Raw genomic sequence first — 18,662 nt, 5'->3', positions numbered from 1 at the left:
TGGGGGTAATGGAGTCAGCACCCCCTAGGGAATGGCGTCCACCGCTAATCGCCGTCGGCGACATCGGTCGGATCAGTTCCCACTCTGGGAGTCTTGTCGCCTGAACTCGAGTCTGACTCGTCCTCGTCGTTTACCCTATCGTAGACAAAGCTGGCTAGGACCGGCGCCAGCAGAGCCGTGACGATCGTGGACGCAGCTACTTGCGGCGTCGCCACAGCCGCGGCGCTTTTTAAAGCCGGGTCGGCAACGGCGACGGCTTGCGGAGTCGCGACCGCGTTCCCTGCTGTACTTGACGCAGACGCGCCTGCCACGCCGCTTCCGCCAGAAAGCCTGTCGGCTAAAATGTTGAACACGCCGCCAACGAGCACGGTTATGACGCCGAGCACGATACCCGCTGCTCCGGCGGTGAGCAACATCCGGAAGTCGATCCCGGCGCCTAATGGGAAGGCGAAGAAAGGAATCAGAACTGGGCCGGCGCTTGTGAGGTACTCTCTCATCTCCGGATCAAGATTTCCGAGGATCATGCCAATCAGGATTGGAATGACGACCGCTACCAGATCCAGAACCGGAATCGATGCGATTCCTGCTGTGCCAAGGGCGACCATCGTCAGGAATGGACCGTCATTCACGGAGATAATGGAGATAGCTCCGACGTCCGTCTCGTCACCCATATCCCCGACCAAGGCGGCGTAAAGACCGCCATTCGTGTTGGTCATTGCCGCAATGATCGCGAGCGACGAAAGTCCAAAGAGGCTATTGCCGAGGTAGTTAGCTACAATCAGTCCAATACCCATCCCGACGAAAAACTTTGTCGCGGTGATGGCCGTACCCTGCTTCAGGGATTGCGGAGCTTCGTTGAGAGTGATACCGGCACCCATACACACCAAGAATGCGGCAATCAGTGGTAACGCCCCGTCTTTCAGGAGTGCCGTCGTAAACCCGCCAATCTCCAGGGCCTGTGGGAAGAACGTGTTCGTGAGCGCGCCTAGGATCAGTGGCACAACCATCATTCCTCCAGGGATCGCCTCAAGTCTCTCTTTGATCTTCATATTTATACTTGATTACCGGTGTCAGTGTTGCTGGTGTGGCTCTTAGTTGCGATCGGAGTCTGTTCTCTCGCCGCGACTGCGTTACTCTGTCCCGCTAGACCTCGTCCTGTGTTGCCAAACATTCCACCGATTGTTACATAATAGGGAGCAAAAAACGTTATGATAACCATTGTTAGCAATTATTTTGGGTTATTACTATATATAGACACCACCTGATAGAAGACAAGGATACAAAAGCGGTTGTTTGCAGGCTCCTATTCGCCGTTTCGATAGACGGGACCGCCGAAGTGGGAACGTATCGAAGTTGAGATGTAATCAGTCCGCATCAAGCGCATTCCGGCCATGGCTTCAAAACGACAGTCAGTCGTGGGTTGCCATCTCAAAGGCGACTTCGACAGCGTCGATCAAACTTTGTTCGGAGGCAATCCCGTCGCCGGCGATATCGAAGGCGGTTCCATGATCGACACTTGTCCGTATAATCGGCAGCCCAATTGTCACGTTCACTCCGGAAACGGCGGCACCGCCGGCGAATCCGAGCATCTTGATGGGGATATGTCCCTCGTCGTGGTACATCGAAACAACGCAATCGAACTCACCACGCGCCGCCTGGACGTACACCGTGTCCGGCGATTCGGGCCCCGTCGCGTCGATTCCTTCCTCTTGGGCCTGCTCGACCGCCGGGTCGATCTCGGCTTCTTCCTCGCTGCCCAGTAACCCTCCATCGCTGGCATGGGGGTTGAGTCCCGCGACGCCGACGGACGGTGATTCGATGCCGAGGTCGCGCAATGCTTCATCTGTCAGACGGATTGTGTCGAGTACGTTCTCCGTCGTCACCAGATCGCAGGCCTCTCGCAACGGAACGTGCGTGCTTACGTGAGTTACCCTGAGCTCGTCTTCAACGAGCATCATCGAGTAATTCTCCGTATCAGTGTAGTCAGCAAGCATTCCAGTATGTCCGGCGTAGTCACTGCCGGCGAGTTTCGTCGCCTGTTTGTTGATCGGCGCCGTCGTAATGGCGTCAATTGTGCCCGCCTTGGCAAGTTCGATTGCACGTTCAATGTACGCCAGGCTTGCAGCCCCGTACTCCTCGCGAACTTCGCCGTGGACAAGCCGATCGACGTTATCCAGGTCTAGCACCGGGATACAATCGGTGTCGAACTGTGCATTGGATACAGTATTGACAGGCTCAATAGCGAGTGATACATCGCAGATATCAATCGCGTTAGAGAGCACATCTGCGTCGCCGATTACGATCGGTCGACTTCTATCGCATAAGTCTGGATATGCCTTCGTGATCACCTCCGGCCCAATCCCGGCAGGATCACCCATCGTGATACCAACGAGTGGATTATTACTATGCATCGGTTGAGGTCAACGTATCCAGGCAATTAACTATTGTCTCTTCCGATCCAAAGCCGCCGGCTTTCGTGATCAGTGGCATCCCGGCCGTAGAGCCGTCGGCAAACACGCCGATAGGGATTCCAGCTTCGACCTCTTCGCCAGTCAACGTGACTGCCGTCGCGCCAAGAGCCCGAATAACAGCGACTGCAATATCTCCACCAGTCAGAAGGAGCCCAGATGGGGTTTCAATTTGAAGAATCTCTGTTGCCGTCTCGGCTAATCCCCTGGCCACACGTTCGCGAACGTCGGCGAGCGCAAGCTCCAAGTCCCGACCAGCTGCGATCGTCCGGTCTACGGCCCCATCGTCAGTCGCCGCAGTCAAAACAACCGGTTGATCGTTTTGGAGGCGCCGCACGGCCTGCTCCATGGCGCCGTCGATATCATCTCCTCGCAGTAGCGGGTCGCCGTCGAGTTCTACGATTGCTTCGTCGGAAACATGGTCAAGTTGCATGAGTGTCGTTGCACTCACACTGCCGACGACACCTAACGCAGCCCCCGATGAAAGGTCAGGCAAGGACGGTTTGCCATCATCAGTTTGGGAAATCGGAATGTGTTTGGCTAATCCGCCGCTGCCGACGTAGAGCGTATCGAATGCGGCTCCTGCTTCACCGACGGCCGCTAAATGGTCGTCGTTCCGGGCGTCGCAGGCGAGAACTGGCGCCCGCTCGTGGCGCCCAATTACGTTGTTAATAACGGACGCGACACGGTCCTTCCCTGCGTCGACGGTCTGAAGCGACACGCTCTCAACTGGGCGCTCGAGGGAGGCGAACAGTTCAGTCAGCGCCGACGACGTTGGCCCTTTCCCATCGTCACCGTACTCCGTCTCCGTGACAGGCGTCCCGTTCACGTAATGGATATCATCCTCCGTCGTTCGGCCCATCGGAGGGAATGCCGGAGCAACCAGCGCGACGTCCGCTTCTGACCTCGTGAGGGCCGCGTCAACCTCAGCAACGAAGTTACCACGGAGAGTCGAGTCGACCTTCTTATAAATGGTTTGTGCAGAGAAACTAGTAACAGTCTCAGCGACGCTGTCGACGGCTTGGAATTTTTCTTCGTATCGGCTATCTGTGTTGATGCTCAGCACTGCAGTATCTTTGTCTAGCCCAGCCGTGGTCGTTCCGGCGGTAGGATCCACTAAGACATTTGTCCTGTAGCCGCGGGCAGCAAATCCCTGTGCTGTATCCATTGCACCAGTCAGATCGTCAGCAATGATTTCGACTGAGTACATGCCAGTAGCCTATATGCAGTGATAAATAAAAACAGTGGTGAGCGCTTCTGCAACGATCGTCGTGACTCCCCTACGAATCCCTAATTCCTGCGACCGCCAACTCATTCGCTCTCTCACCGTCTCATCCCTTGTACGGACGAAATAACTCGAATTCCACGAGACTCTGCCAAAACCGCAAGTCACCTCGGAACCCCTTTTATTTAGTAACACTAAATAACATAGATACGGGATTGAATAAAAGAACAGCATTACAACTCTAAAACTGTAATAGAAAATGCGAGTTCAGAGAACTTGGAACGGATCTGAATATACCAATAGTTGATAGTAGAACGCCAATATCCAGTCATTACACGTGGTTCCGATAACTCTTCGAGCATCGTTGATATCGTCTGCAGACGAGATACGCCCCCTACGTTTAGTAATAGAAAACAATATATTCACTCTACGCCTGAGAGTGAGATACTTTCAGTCATATTGATATTCGCCTCAATAACGTTTGTCGTATTCTTCACCTTCTCCGGCAGCACCTCACGAAAGCGCTCTCCTTGCAAGCGACTGACTGGTCCGGAAACGCTTACCGATCCAAGAACGCGACCAGTGTGATCACGGACCGGCGCACCAACCGCTCTTACTCCTTCAACCTCCTCCTGATCGTTAAGCGAGAACCCGCGTTTTCGAGTCTTCTCAAGTTCGTCGAACAGTACAGACCGGTCAGTGATTGTATTCTCAGTCATCTTCTCAAGTCCGTACTCGTCAATTATTCGTTCAACGCGCGTTCGTGGAAGAAACGCAAGAGTCGCCTTTCCTGTCGCCGTATAATGGAGGTAGTCAGGGCGCTGGAGTTTGGCAACATGGAACTGTTCTCCGATAGCTTGCTCACCGTGGATCTTGCGGAGTTTCATGCTTAATCCATGCTCTTCGGTTGAGAGGTGAACAATCTCCCCTGTCTCATCCGCTAACTTCCGCACCTCTGATTCTCCGATATGGTGAAGCAAATTGTTGTTCCGAACGTACTCGCCGAAAATCAGGAATCTGAGGCTAAGCTTATACTCATTATTCTCCTTCACTACGAACCGGTGTTGTTCAAGCGTGCTAATATGGTTGTGGACTGCCCCTTTCGTCAGATCAAGATGATCGGCAAGTTCGGTAATCGACGCAGTATGTAACTCTTTGAGTGCTTCGAGGACCCCTATGGCGGTTTCTACGGCTCCAACCGGGTTTGCTGCTTTTTCCATCGATATCACAACTATTCTCTCCATCACTAAGTCGTTTACTATCTCTAAACGCTTTGAAAGCGAGTGGACGACTATCTAAAATGCAGGCGGGCAAGACCCCTTCCTCAAGGAGCAAGCGCGTCAGCGCGAGCGAGTAGGAAGGGGTAGTTCACGCCTCCATAGACTTCATACCAAAAGTAGAAGCGACGAATCCAGAGGCAAATTTAGATTGATCTCTTCATACTAGGTGCCTCTTCTCTATGAAGATTCCAGAATACAATGAAAATCTTGTTCCGCTGTGTGGCTACGTTCAGATTTTAATCGTACATGATATTAAGCTCTATGACGTTAGCAGCACGTTGGACGATTTCTGTGAGCTCATTTCGTAACCGATCTTCCGACATTCGGCGCTCGGGGCCACTGATACTGATTGCTGCGCAGCGTTTCTTCTCCGTCGTGATAGGGGCGGCTACGCAGCAGATGCCCTCCACTCTCTGGCTCCGCTCGTATGCGACGCCCTCGTTTCTTATCCGATTAATTTCGTCCATCAACGCATCCCGTGTAGTAATCGTGTTGTCCGTGCGCTGTGGGAGTCCGTGTTGGTCAATGATCTCGTCGATACGATTCTCCGTCATGGTCGATAGCAGGGCTTTCCCGAGCGCTGTACAATTGAGGTGAACCCGCTTTCCGATACCGGTATCAATGTTGACAGCGTTTTCCCCGCCCACCGTAAACACGTAAACTCCCATTCCTTGTTCTTCGAACATCAAGTTCGCGAGTTCTCCGGTTTCTTCGGCCATATCCTGGACATCTCCTTTCGCCGTTTGAAAGATATCATCGTAGCGACGCACGAAACCCCCGAATTCTAAACACCGTGAGCCGATTCGATAGTAGCCATCGTGCTTGACGACGAAGCCCTCGTCTTCGAGCGTCCTGAGATGTTTGTATACCGTACTTTGTGCCATCGAGAGTCGATCGACGAGTTCGCTGGTTTCTGCCTCTCCTCCGCTTTCTCGAATGGCATCAAGAACTTCGATCGACGACTTCGTCGCCCCGACCATCTGATTTCCGTCCTGCTTCATACGCGAGCCATATAACCACAGGTTGATAAGGATATTCCATAATTAGTGAACTGTGTATTTTCTCAACTCAATCCCGCTAACGTATTTATCTCCTTTCTACCTCGTATCTAGCCAGTTTCTTCTCTTCACGACTGAATTCTCATACGTACGTCTCCCATATCTTCAATAAATTCAACTTACTTCGGTAATACCGTATTGAGGCACAATATATGAATACTATAGATATAAAGACTACAAGTATTTAATAAAATAAGGGCGGAAATACTACTACGAAAATTCCTTCGTTATAGAGCAGTCGAAGCGGAACACTCCCATACACGTCCCACTACCGAATCGCCTGTTAGAGTTCCTATAGCCGCCGACTCGATACCTCTCAGATGAGCGGCGGCTAACCTTATTGAGCGCTCTGACGCTAAGAATGCGTTCAGTGGTCTTTCGATTATTATGTATAGCATGCCTGAAGCAGGCGTCCAGAGAAGCCGTAATCTCGTTCCGACACTGCCTAGTACAACTAGGTGACCACAATGACATACAGAACACCGTACACCGGCCGAGCCTCGGCTTTGACCCCGACATTGTCAATCCCATCAAGGACGACCACGAAGCGTACGCCCAGCAACTGTATCATCTCCGCAAACAAAGGCATCACGTACAACGAAGCCGAGGAGACCATCGAACGCGATATACATTACTTAGGGGTGCGTGATGGTTGGTTAGGGCGACGCCGATGCGATGCTGACGGGCTTCAAGCACCACTACCCCTCTGCACTCCAGCCGCCGCTCCAAGTCATCGGCACCGCCCCGGACGCCAAACACGTTGCGGGCGTCTATATGCTCACCTTCAAGAATCGCGTGCTCTTCCTTGCAGACACCACCGTCAATCAGGATTCCGACCAGCAGACGCTCACTGAAATCGCGCGCCATACTGCCGAGCTAGCCGGAGCTTTAACGTCGATCCTCGAGTAGCCATGCTTTCGTACTCCGATTTCGGTTCTGTCGACAACAACGGCATGGCTCCACCGCGAGAAGCGGCTGCTCGACTGCGGAACAACCAGAACGTCAACTTCCCGGTCGATGGCGAAATGCAAGCAGACACCGCTGTCGTCGAAGAGTTGCTTCAGGGGACCTACGAACACTCCGAACTGGATGAATCCGCGAACGTGCTCGTGTTCCCGAACCTGGAGGCTGGTAACATCGCTTACAAGCTCCTCCAACGACTCGGTGACGCCAAGGCCGTTGGCCCCATGCTTGCGGGTTGAACAAACTCGTTCACGTCCTCTAACGTGGTGACGAAGTCAAAGATATCGTGAATCTCGCCAACGTAGTGGTCCTTGACGCGCCGGAAGAGTGATAGCCGGATGATCGAGGAAACATCGCGGTACGATGGGGAATTCGGTTTCGCACTGCCCTTTGTTTTGTCGATCGAGGCGTAGTGGTATTTTTGCCTCAATCTAAGTATTTTTATTGTGCTCTGAGTATCAAACTTACATGGTGCAGCGAAACACCAGCCGAGAGTACGTACGGACATTTTTCACCTCCCCGACTGCGGTTGAGGAGGACGATACAGCGAAGATGCTGCGAAAAGCAGGCGAACTCCGGGGTATGCAGGCTCCGGACGTCTGGGTGCCGGACAATGAAGACGCGACTGCACCCAGCATGCGAGACGAGGGTATCGAGAACATCATAGATGTCATCTCCGAACACGGCCAGGATTTCCCCGGCGAAATCCACCCGCGGATGGTCTGGCACCGGGACGATCCTGAAACCAGACGCCAGGGGTTCGAACACATGATGCAGTTGGCAGGTTCCGACGAAGATGTGATCGAGCATATCGACGGATTCGTGATTCCGGAGGTCGGGTCTCTCGACGACTGGAAGAAGGCCGACGAGTTCATCACCATGGTCGAAGCGGAACACGGCCTCGAGGAAGGCAGTCTGTCCATGTCGCCAATCGTGGAGAGCGGCGAAGCCGAGATAGCGATGTCGCGTCTCAACGACGAGATAGGAAAACACTCTAACAACCTCGAACGGCTGTTCCTCCTCGTCGACGGCGAAGTGGACTACACGAAGGATATGCGCGCCATGACGCCTACCGGGGCGCAACCCCCATGGGCGGAACTGCGACACAACACGTCCCGTGCTGCGAGTGCAAGCGGACTGATCGCGGTCGACGGACCGTACGACGACATTCGGGACGTGAAAGGATACCGCCAGCGGATGACCGACAACCGGGCGAAAGGAATGCTCGGTATCTGGTCGTTGACTCCCGGACAGGTGGTCGAAGCGAACAAGGCCCCGCTTCCCGCCGAGGAAGGATCGTACCTGCTGGAAATCGACGGTGAAACGGTCGAACTCGACCGAGTCGACGAGGGATACCACGAGTACACCGGTGACGACGTCGAACTCGAAGAGCTCGGTGATGGAACGTACAGACTCCGGATCGGCCAGGATGAACGCGAGTTAGACGAGGACGAACTCCACCAAGAGCTACTGGACCAGACGCAGTACGTCATGAGTATGGACGACTACGTGGACTCGATGGAGGAGTTCGAGGAAGCCAAGGCCGGCGGGAAGGGTGCGATTTCGATGACGCGAACGGCGACGCTGATTCTCGACGGAACTGAAGTCCAGGTGACGCGCGATCGGATGTGGGATGAAGCCACGTATCAGGCGGCTCAAACCCCGGTCTCTCTGTTCCAGGAGGTCTACGAGGCCCGTCCGGACCAGCAAGACGAACTCGAAGACATGTATGGTGAGGACGTCGTGGACCGCGCCATGCAGGTCGGGTAGCGTCATCGTACGCACGGCGCTACAGTGAACCGCCTCGGGATCACGTGGTTCGAGACGCCGACGGCGTCTCGTCATCACGAGAGAGCGAAGCTCTCTCGAACGACCCCGAGGCACGCGGCCTGCTCCGCCTGTAGAGAACGGAGAGACGAAGTTCATAGTTTCTTTTGCCAGTGACCGCAAGCTCGCACGCTCCGGACTTGGATCGCTCGTTTCGGAGAAATTCGACGCGAGGGGGTCCCTGGTCCACGTACACTCGTTCAGCATCCGGGGCTGTCCTGTGCACCGATTTAGACGGAGGGGGTTAGGAAGAAGTCAGGTGCTGAGCGCGTCTGCGACCTTTTCGATGGGATGGGGTGGACGGTCCTCGTTTGGTCGGTCACCTAATTGGCTGCGGCAGGACGCGCCCGGGGCGACTACTTCGTCGCCATCGCTCGCGTCGACCTTCTCGAACAGGCGGCGACCCATGGCTTTCGAGAGGTCGTAGTGTTCGGCCTCGTAACCAAACGATCCGGCCATCCCACAGCAAGCACTGTCAAGAGGGTCAACGCGGTAGCCGGCTCGCCGTAACACGCCAACCGCGTGATGGTCCTTGTTCATCGCCTTCTGATTGCAGTGCCCGTGATACGTAAGCGTCTGATCAGACGCATCGAAAGAGATGTCGTCGTCCAGCCACTTTGCGTCGATGTATTCTAGGACGCTGTAGGAGTTGGCTGCAACGTCTTCGACGGCTGGGTCGTCTATCAGATCGAGATACTCGTCCTGTAACATCACTGCATCAGATGGTTCCACGAAGAGCACCGACCACCCATCGTTGATGTAGGGGACGAGCGCTTCTACGTTCTGTTGCGCCCGATCCTCGGCGAGGTCCAAGAACCCTTTTGAGAACGCTGGCCGGCCACTTGGGGCGACATTATCGGGCAGTTCAACGTGAACGTCGGCCGCCTCAAGAACTGCAACGGCAGCTTTGCCCGCGTCCGAATAGTTGTAATTCGTGTATGTATCGGGGAAGAGTAGTACCTTATCATCGGCTTCGGAGAGCGAGACCTTGGGTCCTCTGGACTCGAACCACTCCTCGAAACTCTCTGACTGGAACGGGGGCAGTTTCCGCTCTTTCGATATCCCGACGAATCTTTCGAGTGCAGTTCGAGCACCGGGAAGCTTCGGAAGCCAATTCGAGACGGGGGCGAAGCGACTTCCAAGCGCCGACAACGGCTCGATATTCGCGAATATCTTCTCACGAATGCTCGGCTCTTCTTGCTGGTGATACTGGTGTTTGACTTCTGTTTTGAGTTTCGCCAGGTCCACCCCAGTGGGACAGTCGTTCATACATCCTTTACACCCGATACAGAGGTCGAGAACCTCCTCCTGAAACCGTTCAGTGAACATCTCCCCTTCGGGCAGTTCCCCGCTGATGGCTTCACGCAACATATTGGCCCGGCCACGAGTCGACTCCATCTCGTCTTTTGAGACGCGATAGGTCGGACACATCACGTCACCATCCGTCTGTCGACAGTTCCCGCAGCCGTTACACAGTTCAACCAACTCGGAGAAACTGCCTTCATCGTCGAAGTCAAGTTTCGTTTGGGGTTGAATCGAGCTGTATTCGGCGCCATACCGGAGGTCGTCACGCATGTCGGTCGGATTTTCGTCTCGATAGACAACCTTCCCAGGATTCATATTCCATCCTGGGTCGAACGTTTCCTTCACTTCCTTGAACGCATCCCAGAGCTGGGGGCCATACATCTTGGGATTGAATTCCGTCCGCGCGAGGCCGTCGCCGTGCTCCCCCGAGAAGGACCCGTGATGTTCCACGACCAGATCCGTCACTTCGTCAGTGATGGACCTCATCCGCTGGATTCCTTCGTTCTCTTTCAAGTTCAGAATCGGCCGAATATGGAGCGTCCCGCTACCAGCATGGGCGAAGTAGGCGGCCGACGTATCATGGTCGACCAAAATGTTCTCGAACGACTGCACGTACTCCGAAAGTTCTTCAGGTGGCACGGTCGCATCCTCGATAAATGGATAGGGCTTCGGATCCCCGTCAAGACTCATCAAGAGGGGGATGGCTGCCTTTCGAAGCTTCCAGAGTTTCTGCTGCTCTTCCTCCGTATAGGCTTCGATCACGTCGAACGCATGTCCCGTCTCGACAAAGTGGTCGTTCGTTTCCGAAATAGCTACTTCGAAGTCGTCGACTAACTCGGAATCGAACTCGATCATCAGGGCAGCCGCGGCCCGTTCCGGAATCGGTTCGGCATACTGGGAGAACTCTGCGGATTCACGCGCCAACCTAAACACTTCGTCGTCCATGAGTTCGACAGCGCTGACGTCGAACTCCAGCGCTTCAGGAACTGCCTCCATCGTATCGATGAGATCGTCAAAGCAGTAGAGAGCAAGCGCCGTCTCGTCCGGCTTTGGAACCAGACTCACCGTTGCCTCAACGACCACGCCAAGCGTACTCTCCGAGCCGACCAGGAGTTTTGAAAGGTTGATAACCTCTTGGCCCTCTTTGTTCTCGTAGATGACCTTATGGAGGTTGTAACCGCTTACGTTCCGCTTCAGATCGGGATAGCGCTTCTCAATCTCGGCTTCGTTGTCCTCGACTATCGATCTGACGGTCCGGTAGATATCCGCCTCCAGCGTATCATCACTTACGATATCATCCCATTCATCGCTGTCGAGCACGATTTCTCGCGTCTGGATCACGGACCCATCCGAGAGTACGACTTTTAATTCCTCAGTGTACTCGTCGGTGATTTCGTATCGGACCGAATGCGCGCCTGTTGAATTGTTTCCGATTCCGCCACCGACCGTTGCCCGGTTCGAAGAGGCAGGGTCGGGAGCGAACTTCAGACCATACTGGTCGAGATGCTCGTCGAGATCATCCTGAACGACTCCGGGTTGGATCGTTGCCTCTTGACCTTCAGGATCTATGTCAATTATATCATTCATATACTTACTCATATCTAGGATTACACATCCAGGCCCGACGGCCTGTCCCCCGAGTGACGACCCGGTCCCACGAGCCAGAATCGGCACGTCGTGGTCAAACGCGATCTGAACCGCTTTCTGCACGTCGTTCAGGTGATGCGGAATAACCACCCCGGCAGGACGTGCTCGAAAGATACTGCCGTCGGTCGCGTAGAGAACCTGTGAGTATTCGTCGAACCGGACTTCCCCCTCGAGTTCTTTGCGGAGATCCGCCGCGAGTGACGCATATTCCTCTACATCTTCGTGTTCAAGATTTTGCGCTTCTCGAAAAGTTTCGAAATCGCTAAGACCAGGTCGTGGCTTCTCAGTGGCCATTACAATATCTCGTTGCGGTTTGCTTTTATTAATAGTTGTGGTGGGTGTACACACATCGATTTCATTGTTTTCCACCATGAATTGATACTCCCTCTGTAAGGCGAGTTATCTTCAGCGGAGTTATGAATCTCCCGAAAACCCACCAAAGAAGGTTTGTATGGACGAATCTATGTAGAAGAGAATTCGACGGTGCTTTCGTTAGCAGGAGCCAAATTAAAAGAAGTTTGTTTCGTTAGTAGATTGCAGGGAAGAGGACGTAGACGAAGAGCAGGGTCAGTAACCCTGTTGCAGTGCCATAATATAATAGCGGTATCAGCTCATACCGGATTACCCGACCCTCCTCACCGACGAGACCGACAACCGCGAGTGCAGCAACCACGTTGTGAATGGCGATGAGGTTACCGATTGCACCACCAACCGCTTGTGCGCCCAACACAAGAGTCCGGGAGGCACCAATATCGGTAGCGACACCGTACTGGAAGGTCCCAAAGAGGATGTCGCTTACCGTATTGGATCCGGCGAGGAAGGCACCGAGTGCTCCGACGAACGGTGCGAAGAAAGGGTAGACACCTCCAGCGGTGTTGGCCACTATTTCTGACAATACGATGAGCATACTGTCCTGTCCGGTACTCGCACCGGATTGGAGCATGATCTGCACTGTCGCGACAGCAAAGAGCAGTGCAATGACAGCGGGTGTTACCTTTTCGACAGTCTCGTACCAGGCATCCTTAACTTCCGTTGTATCCATGCCGTGGAGTGGTATTGTGAGCAGGTGCACAGCAACGAAGGCTGCGCCCGGAAGATAGAGGACTTCGATTGAATTCGAGAGATCAGTCCCGAGGATATCCGTCCAACTTAAGACGAGAGTGTTCTGGAGGAACGCCACTAATGGGTCCCAAACTCGTGTTAGCACGAGCAACGCGGCCAGTATCCCGTACGGAAGCCAGGCAACCCAGAGTGACATTCCACTGCCCGTGGTTTCCCTCCTGCTTGGCGTGGAGACTTTTCCTCCATCGGCCGCTAATTCTCCTTTTGATCCGACTGATTCACCAGGCTGGATATCTCCGATCCAATGATCCGGCCAATCTGATTTTTTGTTGAAGTCCCATTCCTCGTCGGGATGGAAAAACCCGGTTTTCAGTACGCCAACCGTGAGGAACAGTCCTACCATTGCGCCGATAAGAGCCGGGAATTCAGGACCGAGGAAGTAGGCAGTTAACCAATAGGGGATAGCGAAGGACGCCCACGCGAACAGCGTGAGTGGTAGCACTTCGAGTGCGGGTTTGATGGAGCGTTCCTCACCGAAGAAGCGCGTCATCATCGCTACCCCGATGAACGGCAGGAATATGCCGACAATGACGTGGTATGTTGCGGCCCAGACGGCGATGTCACTAACCCATGTTGCGATACTTGCGTGCGGGCCGTTTGCCACGACTTCGGTCTGAATCCTGCTGACCGATTGGAAGATGTCTATCATCCCGATGATGAGCGGTGTTCCGACGGCTCCGAAAGTGATGGCCATCAGGTTGCCTGTGAGGGCAACAACGACGGCCGCCATTGGCGGGAAGCCGAGTCCAACTAAGAGGGGACCGACGATTGCTGCAGGTGTTCCGAATCCGGCTGCACCTTCGATGAACGAACCCATAAGGAACACGAGCAGGACTACCTGCACGCGACGGTCCTCGCTCACTGAGGCGAATCCTTGACTGATCACGTCGAATGCTCCGGCTTCCCGGAGTGTGTATAAGAGTAGAATCGCACCGAAAACGATCCAGAGGATGCTGATTGCTGTAATGAAGCCGTTGATTGTCGCAGCAGCGATCCACTGTAGGTTCATGTTCCATCCTATGTACCCGGCTGCAATCGCGACTAACCAGGCGACTGGCATGGCACGGGTTGCTGGCCAGAATCGACCGACCATCAGGTACGTGATGGTCAATATCGGCAGTAGCGCGATTAGGGCTGCGATTGCACTGGCCATGATTACTTCATTGACCTCCTGTTCCTCGTCCAATTTCGTTGGATTACAGCGTCTCTATATACACTGCGCTCTTTGTTATGAGTTAGCATCTTTTGCGCCACAATCCACATGAGAACTCTACAGTTTAAATAATTAATGTTAGATAATATAATGTATTCTGAGCTATATTAAGGAATGACTTACACTACTTGGCGCACTAATAGTACTTCCTACCGCAAGGAGCGTAAAGATCCGCCAGCTTGATTTCATGAAGAGCAAAATACGCGAGTTACTACAGCGAAGACTAGAACAGAGTAATTTTTTAACGACTACTAAGAAACCCGCGTGAAAATGAGAGAGACAGGGCGATTTACGACAAAGCAGCTATTCGAAGAGACGATACCACAATCGTATTGCCTCTATTCGCTTTACTGCCCTCAGTTCAATCAGTTATATACATAGTAAAACTATTTTCTTAGGGGTTGAATCGCCCAGTAAGGAAGCAACAATTTCCTTCTCCTCCTCATGTGACGCTCAACAAACCCTCTCAGATACATCGTTCCTCGACGATATTGGATCGTCTATTACGCATATAGTACTGTAATGGGGCCAAAATTTCATCTTCTCTTTGCAGAAAATTCTCGTGTATAAGGTATTGTTTTCTTCCTTCTTAAATGCCGTATGTGGTATGGTTATACTATTTATGGAATCATCCGGCAAACCATATGTACCCGTAACCAATTGATATGGTATAAAATACGTACAGTAGTTTATAGAGATACTATCCTTGAAACTGATTTTGTTATGATGGAGAGTTTGCCACTCTATCAGCACCTGAAGCGTGATTCCATCCATAATTTGACGATAGATTATCACGCACCGATTTCGACAGTAGTAATGCATTCTCTAAGACAATATTGGCGAAAAGATTGCATATTCAGTTAGGTTTAATATAGGGGTATGGTTAGATGATCTATGGCGATACTCCATACTTGTTTGAACGTCGGTGATGCAGACCGTACGGCCGATTGGTACGTTGAACAGCTTGACTTCGAACGTTCGTGGGAGTTCACCACCGAAGACGGCGATACACACAACATCTATGTCACCGACGAGAACGGTGTTGAATTCCAGCTGTCAGACACAGATGGACAGACACCAAGCAATCAGGGAAACCACTACGACCACGTTGCAGTGGACGTCGACGATGTTGACGCCGTCTTTGAGGAAATTGATCACCACGGCGTGGTAAAAGAACCCGGTGATCAGCCCGCTGCCGGCGCTCGGACAGCATTTGTGAAGGACCCGGATGGCCACCATGTCGAGCTCATTGAGCCATTGTAAACTACCCTATCCTACTTGCTCATGGCTGAAGTGGTTCGCTCAGTGAGGGTGGGGCTTCCTGTTTCCACGACCTGCCTTAGAGATACGGGTGTATGCGCAGCGAGCGCAGTCTCCACAGGTGTGATTCAGAGTGTCCGACTCTGGTGAATTGCTGGATAGCGTCGACTTTAACCGTTAGAACTAGGGAGTTGAAGTGGGAAACCGCCGATGGTTCATGTCGAAGATCTACCGCTTCATGAAGAAAGCAGTGCGATTAGCTAAAAATGCTGTTGGTGGTCGAGGGTACTATTCAGATAAGGATGAGGCGGTGAAATTCGTAGTGTCTTATGCTCGAATTCGACCGCCTCACCGAATGTAGCGACTGGATTGAGTTAGCGCTTGTGAAGCGTGAGCGGACACCGAGTGAGCTGATGGAATTGGGGATTCGACTACATCTGGCACTGATATCAATTTCAAATACTATATACGGAGGTGTGGGATTTGGTGTCGTACGCTCGCGGAAGGTAGTTCATGATTGGGTACAGAAGGCTAATCTACAGCCAGCTAGCGATGCAAGTCCGGATCACGTTGCGGTGGACGAGATAGTGATCTGAATCAATGGTCAGCAGTTTTGGCTGTACACCGCCGTCGATCCTGAGTCGACTAATTCTTGCACTTGAGGCTCTTTACGACGACCACGACAGCGTTAACACAGCGGTTTCTACGGGAACTTCGAGAGAAACACGACGTCTCCGACGCCGTGTTTCTTGTCGATCACGTCCACCATCTAGCGGCGGCACTGCAACGAGCCGGGTTCAGACTTCAGCCCGTTTAACATGGAAATCGGAATGCCGTAGAACGTATCTTTAGAGAAATAAAACACCGTACCTCATCGTTCAGCAATAGTTTCAGCCACGTTGATCCAGCGACTACAGAAACGTGGCCACAGGCCTTCGCCGTCTGGTAGAACTCCCTAATAGGTGCCCAAATATAACTCTGATCACAGAAAGGATCTCATGGATGAGAGAATTCCACCAGACAAGTGATAAGCATCGTGTGTCCATCATGTTCGCTGAAACCTATCACTGTTGAGGGTTTCCAAAGTAGATTGCCAAATTGGTGTCGGATCCGTTCTACTGATCACAAACTGCTCGCAGTGGCTACCGCATCGTCTTTAGGCGTCGTATGTTCGCATCCAGCCGGCGAGATCGGGATCAGCGACCGAGATTTCGATATGCCGACCGCCAACTCCTAGTGCGTCGTCCGCCGACACCGTCCGACTCTCCTTGTAATTCACACCGGGGACGCGGTCGGCCAGTTCCTCCATGACGCGATAGCCGTCGTTCGTGGACGTACACCCGTAGTGGGTGGTGACCGTCCGATAGTCCATCCGCGCAATCATCGCGTCGTTCTCTTCTGCGATCTTCTTCCCAGCTTCAGGAGTGCATCGATGAAGTTGAAGAGAAAAAACGAGGAGTTGCGCGCAAAGCTTGACAAGGAAGCCGAATAGAACGAGCTCATTCGCGCCTGGCTCTCACATCATAAACATTCTTGGCCCTGTTGAAACTCCCACGCAGCGATATGTTTCAACAGTCATGCTGCATAGAGGGCGCTTATCGTTCACCGACTCTTGGTCAGTCGCGCTCCTATACGGACAGCGGGTGTATTTCTGGCAATGACGCTATGTGGCTGCGACGCCTAGAAGATAGGGATAAACCATCCAATAACAGATGCAACCCCACCAGTAGAGGCAGGGAAATAGAAACAGTCACCTCAGCCAATGGGACCTCAAGTATGCCCTTAGTACCATGACTCAAGCCACCATCGCCACCCGAGACGGGACTACGACCAAACTGATCGAAGAAACCCTTGAAGAGTTTCGGCAGCACCTGCGCGGTCCGCTCTTCTCTCCCGAGGACGAGGGATTCGCGGAGGCAACGCGCATCTGGAACGGCATGGTCGAGAAAACGCCCGCGCTTGTCGTCCAGCCAACGGGGACAGCCGATGTCGTGGCTACGGTGAATTTCGCCCGCGATAACGACCTCCTGTTTTCGGTGAAGGGCGGCGGCCACAACATCGCTGGGACAGCCCTAGCCGACGATGGCCTGACCATCGATATGTCTCGCCTCCGTGGAGTCATCGTCGATTCTGGCGAGCAGATTGTGACGGCTCAAGCCGGCTGTCTCCTCGGTGATCTCGACCGGGAAACCCAGGTTCACGGCCTAGCGACACCGGGAGGCTTCGTCTCTGAGACCGGCCTGGCCGGCCTGACACTCGGCGGTGGCTTCGGCTACCTGACTCGTCGATTCGGCTGGACAGTCGACAACTTACGCGAAGTCGAAATTGTCACCGCCGACGGGCAGGTCCGCCGCGCCAGCCGCGAGGAAAACGAGGACCTCTTCTGGGCGATCCGCGGCGCCGGCCACAACTTCGGCGTTGTCACGTCATTTACCTTCCAACTGCACGAGGTCGGCCCGACCGTCTTCGGCGGGCTCATCGCCTGGCCGTTCGAGCGTGCTGACGAGATTCTTGAGACCTACCAAGCGCTCACTGCTGACGCGTCCCGCGAACTGACTGTCTTCCTGAACATGCGGCGAGCGCCGCCAGCACCGTTCGTCCCTGAAGAGTGGCACGGTGAACGCATCTGCGCCATGATCGTCTGTTATAGCGGTGACTTGGACGGCGCCGACGAGGCGCTCACCCCGATTCAAGCGCTGGAGTATCCCATTGTGGATCTCCTTCAGGAGCGGCCCTATACAGGGATGCAGTCGCTTTTCGACGCGATCCTCCCCAAGGGCAAGCACTACTACATGAAGTCCGAATTCGCCCCCAAGTTGAGCGACGACCTGCTATCGACGATGCGGGACCGATTCACAGAGAGCCCTGCCCCGGGCGAGATGGTTATCATGCACATCGCCGGGGCCCTCAATGAACACGACTTAGATGATGGGGCTGTCAATAATCGCGACGCCCGGTTCGCGTTATTCCCATTGGCCATGTGGGAGCCCGACGACTCCAAGGGAGACCAGTATCGTGAGTGGGTCCGCGATGTATGGGAACAGCTCCGGTCCTACTCGACTGGCGGCAACTACATCAACTTCCAAACCGCCGACGAGGAGCACGAGCGTATTGAAACGACCTACGGCGACAACTACGACCGTCTCACCGAGATCAAGGAGAAGTACGATCCAGAGAACGTGTTCCGCGTAAATCGGAACATACAGCCACAGCTGGATTGACATCCTCCCCGCACTGAAGCGCGAGGATTCCTTCGTGGGAGAGCACGCCGTTCGTGCGTCCCCGAAGGCAGCC

At 53.6% G+C, this 18,662-nt stretch carries 11 protein-coding genes and 2 pseudogenes; 5 read left to right on the top strand and 8 right to left on the bottom strand.

Annotation, left to right across the window (positions count from 1 at the left end):
• Positions 1-44 precede the first annotated feature (44 nt).
• The 5 genes from ACRYA2_RS25165 to ACRYA2_RS25145 all read right to left on the bottom strand — a co-directional run bounded on the left by ACRYA2_RS25165 (position 45) and on the right by ACRYA2_RS25145 (position 5,974).
• Positions 45-1,049 (bottom strand): 2-keto-3-deoxygluconate permease, encoded by a 1,005-nt coding sequence (locus tag ACRYA2_RS25165; protein ID WP_433634290.1) that lies wholly within the window; start codon positions 1,047-1,049, stop codon positions 45-47.
• Between the two features lie 360 nt (positions 1,050-1,409).
• Positions 1,410-2,411, bottom strand: a complete 1,002-nt coding sequence (gene pdxA / locus ACRYA2_RS25160; RefSeq protein ID WP_433634288.1) for a 4-hydroxythreonine-4-phosphate dehydrogenase PdxA — start codon at positions 2,409-2,411, stop codon at positions 1,410-1,412.
• Entirely contained in the window at positions 2,404-3,678 is a 1,275-nt protein-coding gene (locus tag ACRYA2_RS25155) for a four-carbon acid sugar kinase family protein (RefSeq protein ID WP_433634286.1), read from the bottom strand. The genes pdxA and ACRYA2_RS25155 overlap by 8 nt, the downstream gene beginning before the upstream one ends.
• 437 nt (positions 3,679-4,115) lie before the next feature.
• Positions 4,116-4,913 carry an IclR family transcriptional regulator gene (locus ACRYA2_RS25150; RefSeq protein WP_433634284.1) on the bottom strand — a complete coding sequence of 266 codons (798 nt, stop codon included), beginning with the start codon at positions 4,911-4,913 and terminating at the stop codon, positions 4,116-4,118.
• A gap of 296 nt (positions 4,914-5,209) precedes the next feature.
• Positions 5,210-5,974 carry an IclR family transcriptional regulator gene (locus ACRYA2_RS25145; protein WP_433634282.1) on the bottom strand — a complete coding sequence of 255 codons (765 nt, stop codon included), beginning with the start codon at positions 5,972-5,974 and terminating at the stop codon, positions 5,210-5,212.
• A 505-nt stretch (positions 5,975-6,479) separates the two neighbouring features.
• Between ACRYA2_RS25145 and ACRYA2_RS25140 the strand changes: the two are divergent.
• Both ACRYA2_RS25140 and aceB read left to right on the top strand, forming a co-directional pair.
• Positions 6,480-7,325: pseudogene (locus tag ACRYA2_RS25140) on the top strand (phosphate acyltransferase); the annotation flags it as partial.
• A gap of 137 nt (positions 7,326-7,462) precedes the next feature.
• Positions 7,463-8,764: a malate synthase AceB gene (gene aceB, locus ACRYA2_RS25135; RefSeq protein WP_433634280.1), complete on the top strand. Its 1,302-nt coding sequence runs from the start codon at positions 7,463-7,465 to the stop codon at positions 8,762-8,764.
• Positions 8,765-9,076: 312 nt separating this feature from the next.
• On the opposite strand, the gene ACRYA2_RS25130 is transcribed toward aceB, so the two are convergent.
• Together ACRYA2_RS25130 and ACRYA2_RS25125 are read right to left on the bottom strand one after the other, a co-directional pair.
• Positions 9,077-12,067, bottom strand: coding sequence for an FAD-binding and (Fe-S)-binding domain-containing protein (locus ACRYA2_RS25130; RefSeq protein ID WP_433634278.1), 2,991 nt, complete (start codon positions 12,065-12,067; stop codon positions 9,077-9,079).
• 232 nt (positions 12,068-12,299) lie between these two features.
• On the bottom strand, positions 12,300-14,048 hold the full coding sequence (locus tag ACRYA2_RS25125; RefSeq protein WP_433634341.1) for an L-lactate permease: 1,749 nt from the start codon (positions 14,046-14,048) through the stop codon (positions 12,300-12,302).
• Between the two features lie 954 nt (positions 14,049-15,002).
• On the opposite strand from ACRYA2_RS25125, the gene ACRYA2_RS25120 reads away from it, so the two are divergent.
• On the top strand, positions 15,003-15,371 hold the full coding sequence (locus tag ACRYA2_RS25120) for a VOC family protein (protein WP_433634276.1): 369 nt from the start codon (positions 15,003-15,005) through the stop codon (positions 15,369-15,371).
• Positions 15,372-15,697: 326 nt separating this feature from the next.
• A pseudogene (locus ACRYA2_RS25115) lies at positions 15,698-16,317 on the top strand (IS6 family transposase).
• Positions 16,318-16,524: 207 nt separating this feature from the next.
• Here the strand turns inward: ACRYA2_RS25115 and ACRYA2_RS25110 are convergent.
• A complete protein-coding gene (locus ACRYA2_RS25110) occupies positions 16,525-16,740 on the bottom strand; it encodes a hypothetical protein (RefSeq protein ID WP_433634274.1) in 216 nt (71 codons plus the stop codon).
• A gap of 418 nt (positions 16,741-17,158) precedes the next feature.
• On the opposite strand from ACRYA2_RS25110, the gene ACRYA2_RS25105 reads away from it, so the two are divergent.
• Entirely contained in the window at positions 17,159-18,589 is a 1,431-nt protein-coding gene (locus ACRYA2_RS25105; RefSeq protein ID WP_433634272.1) for an FAD-binding oxidoreductase, read from the top strand.
• The last annotated feature ends 73 nt before the right edge of the window (positions 18,590-18,662 follow it).

Source organism: Halomicrococcus pelagicus (genome assembly GCF_050954125.1).
The sequence above is the reverse complement of the archived record's forward strand: the minus strand, read 5'-3'. Positions and strand labels throughout refer to the sequence as shown.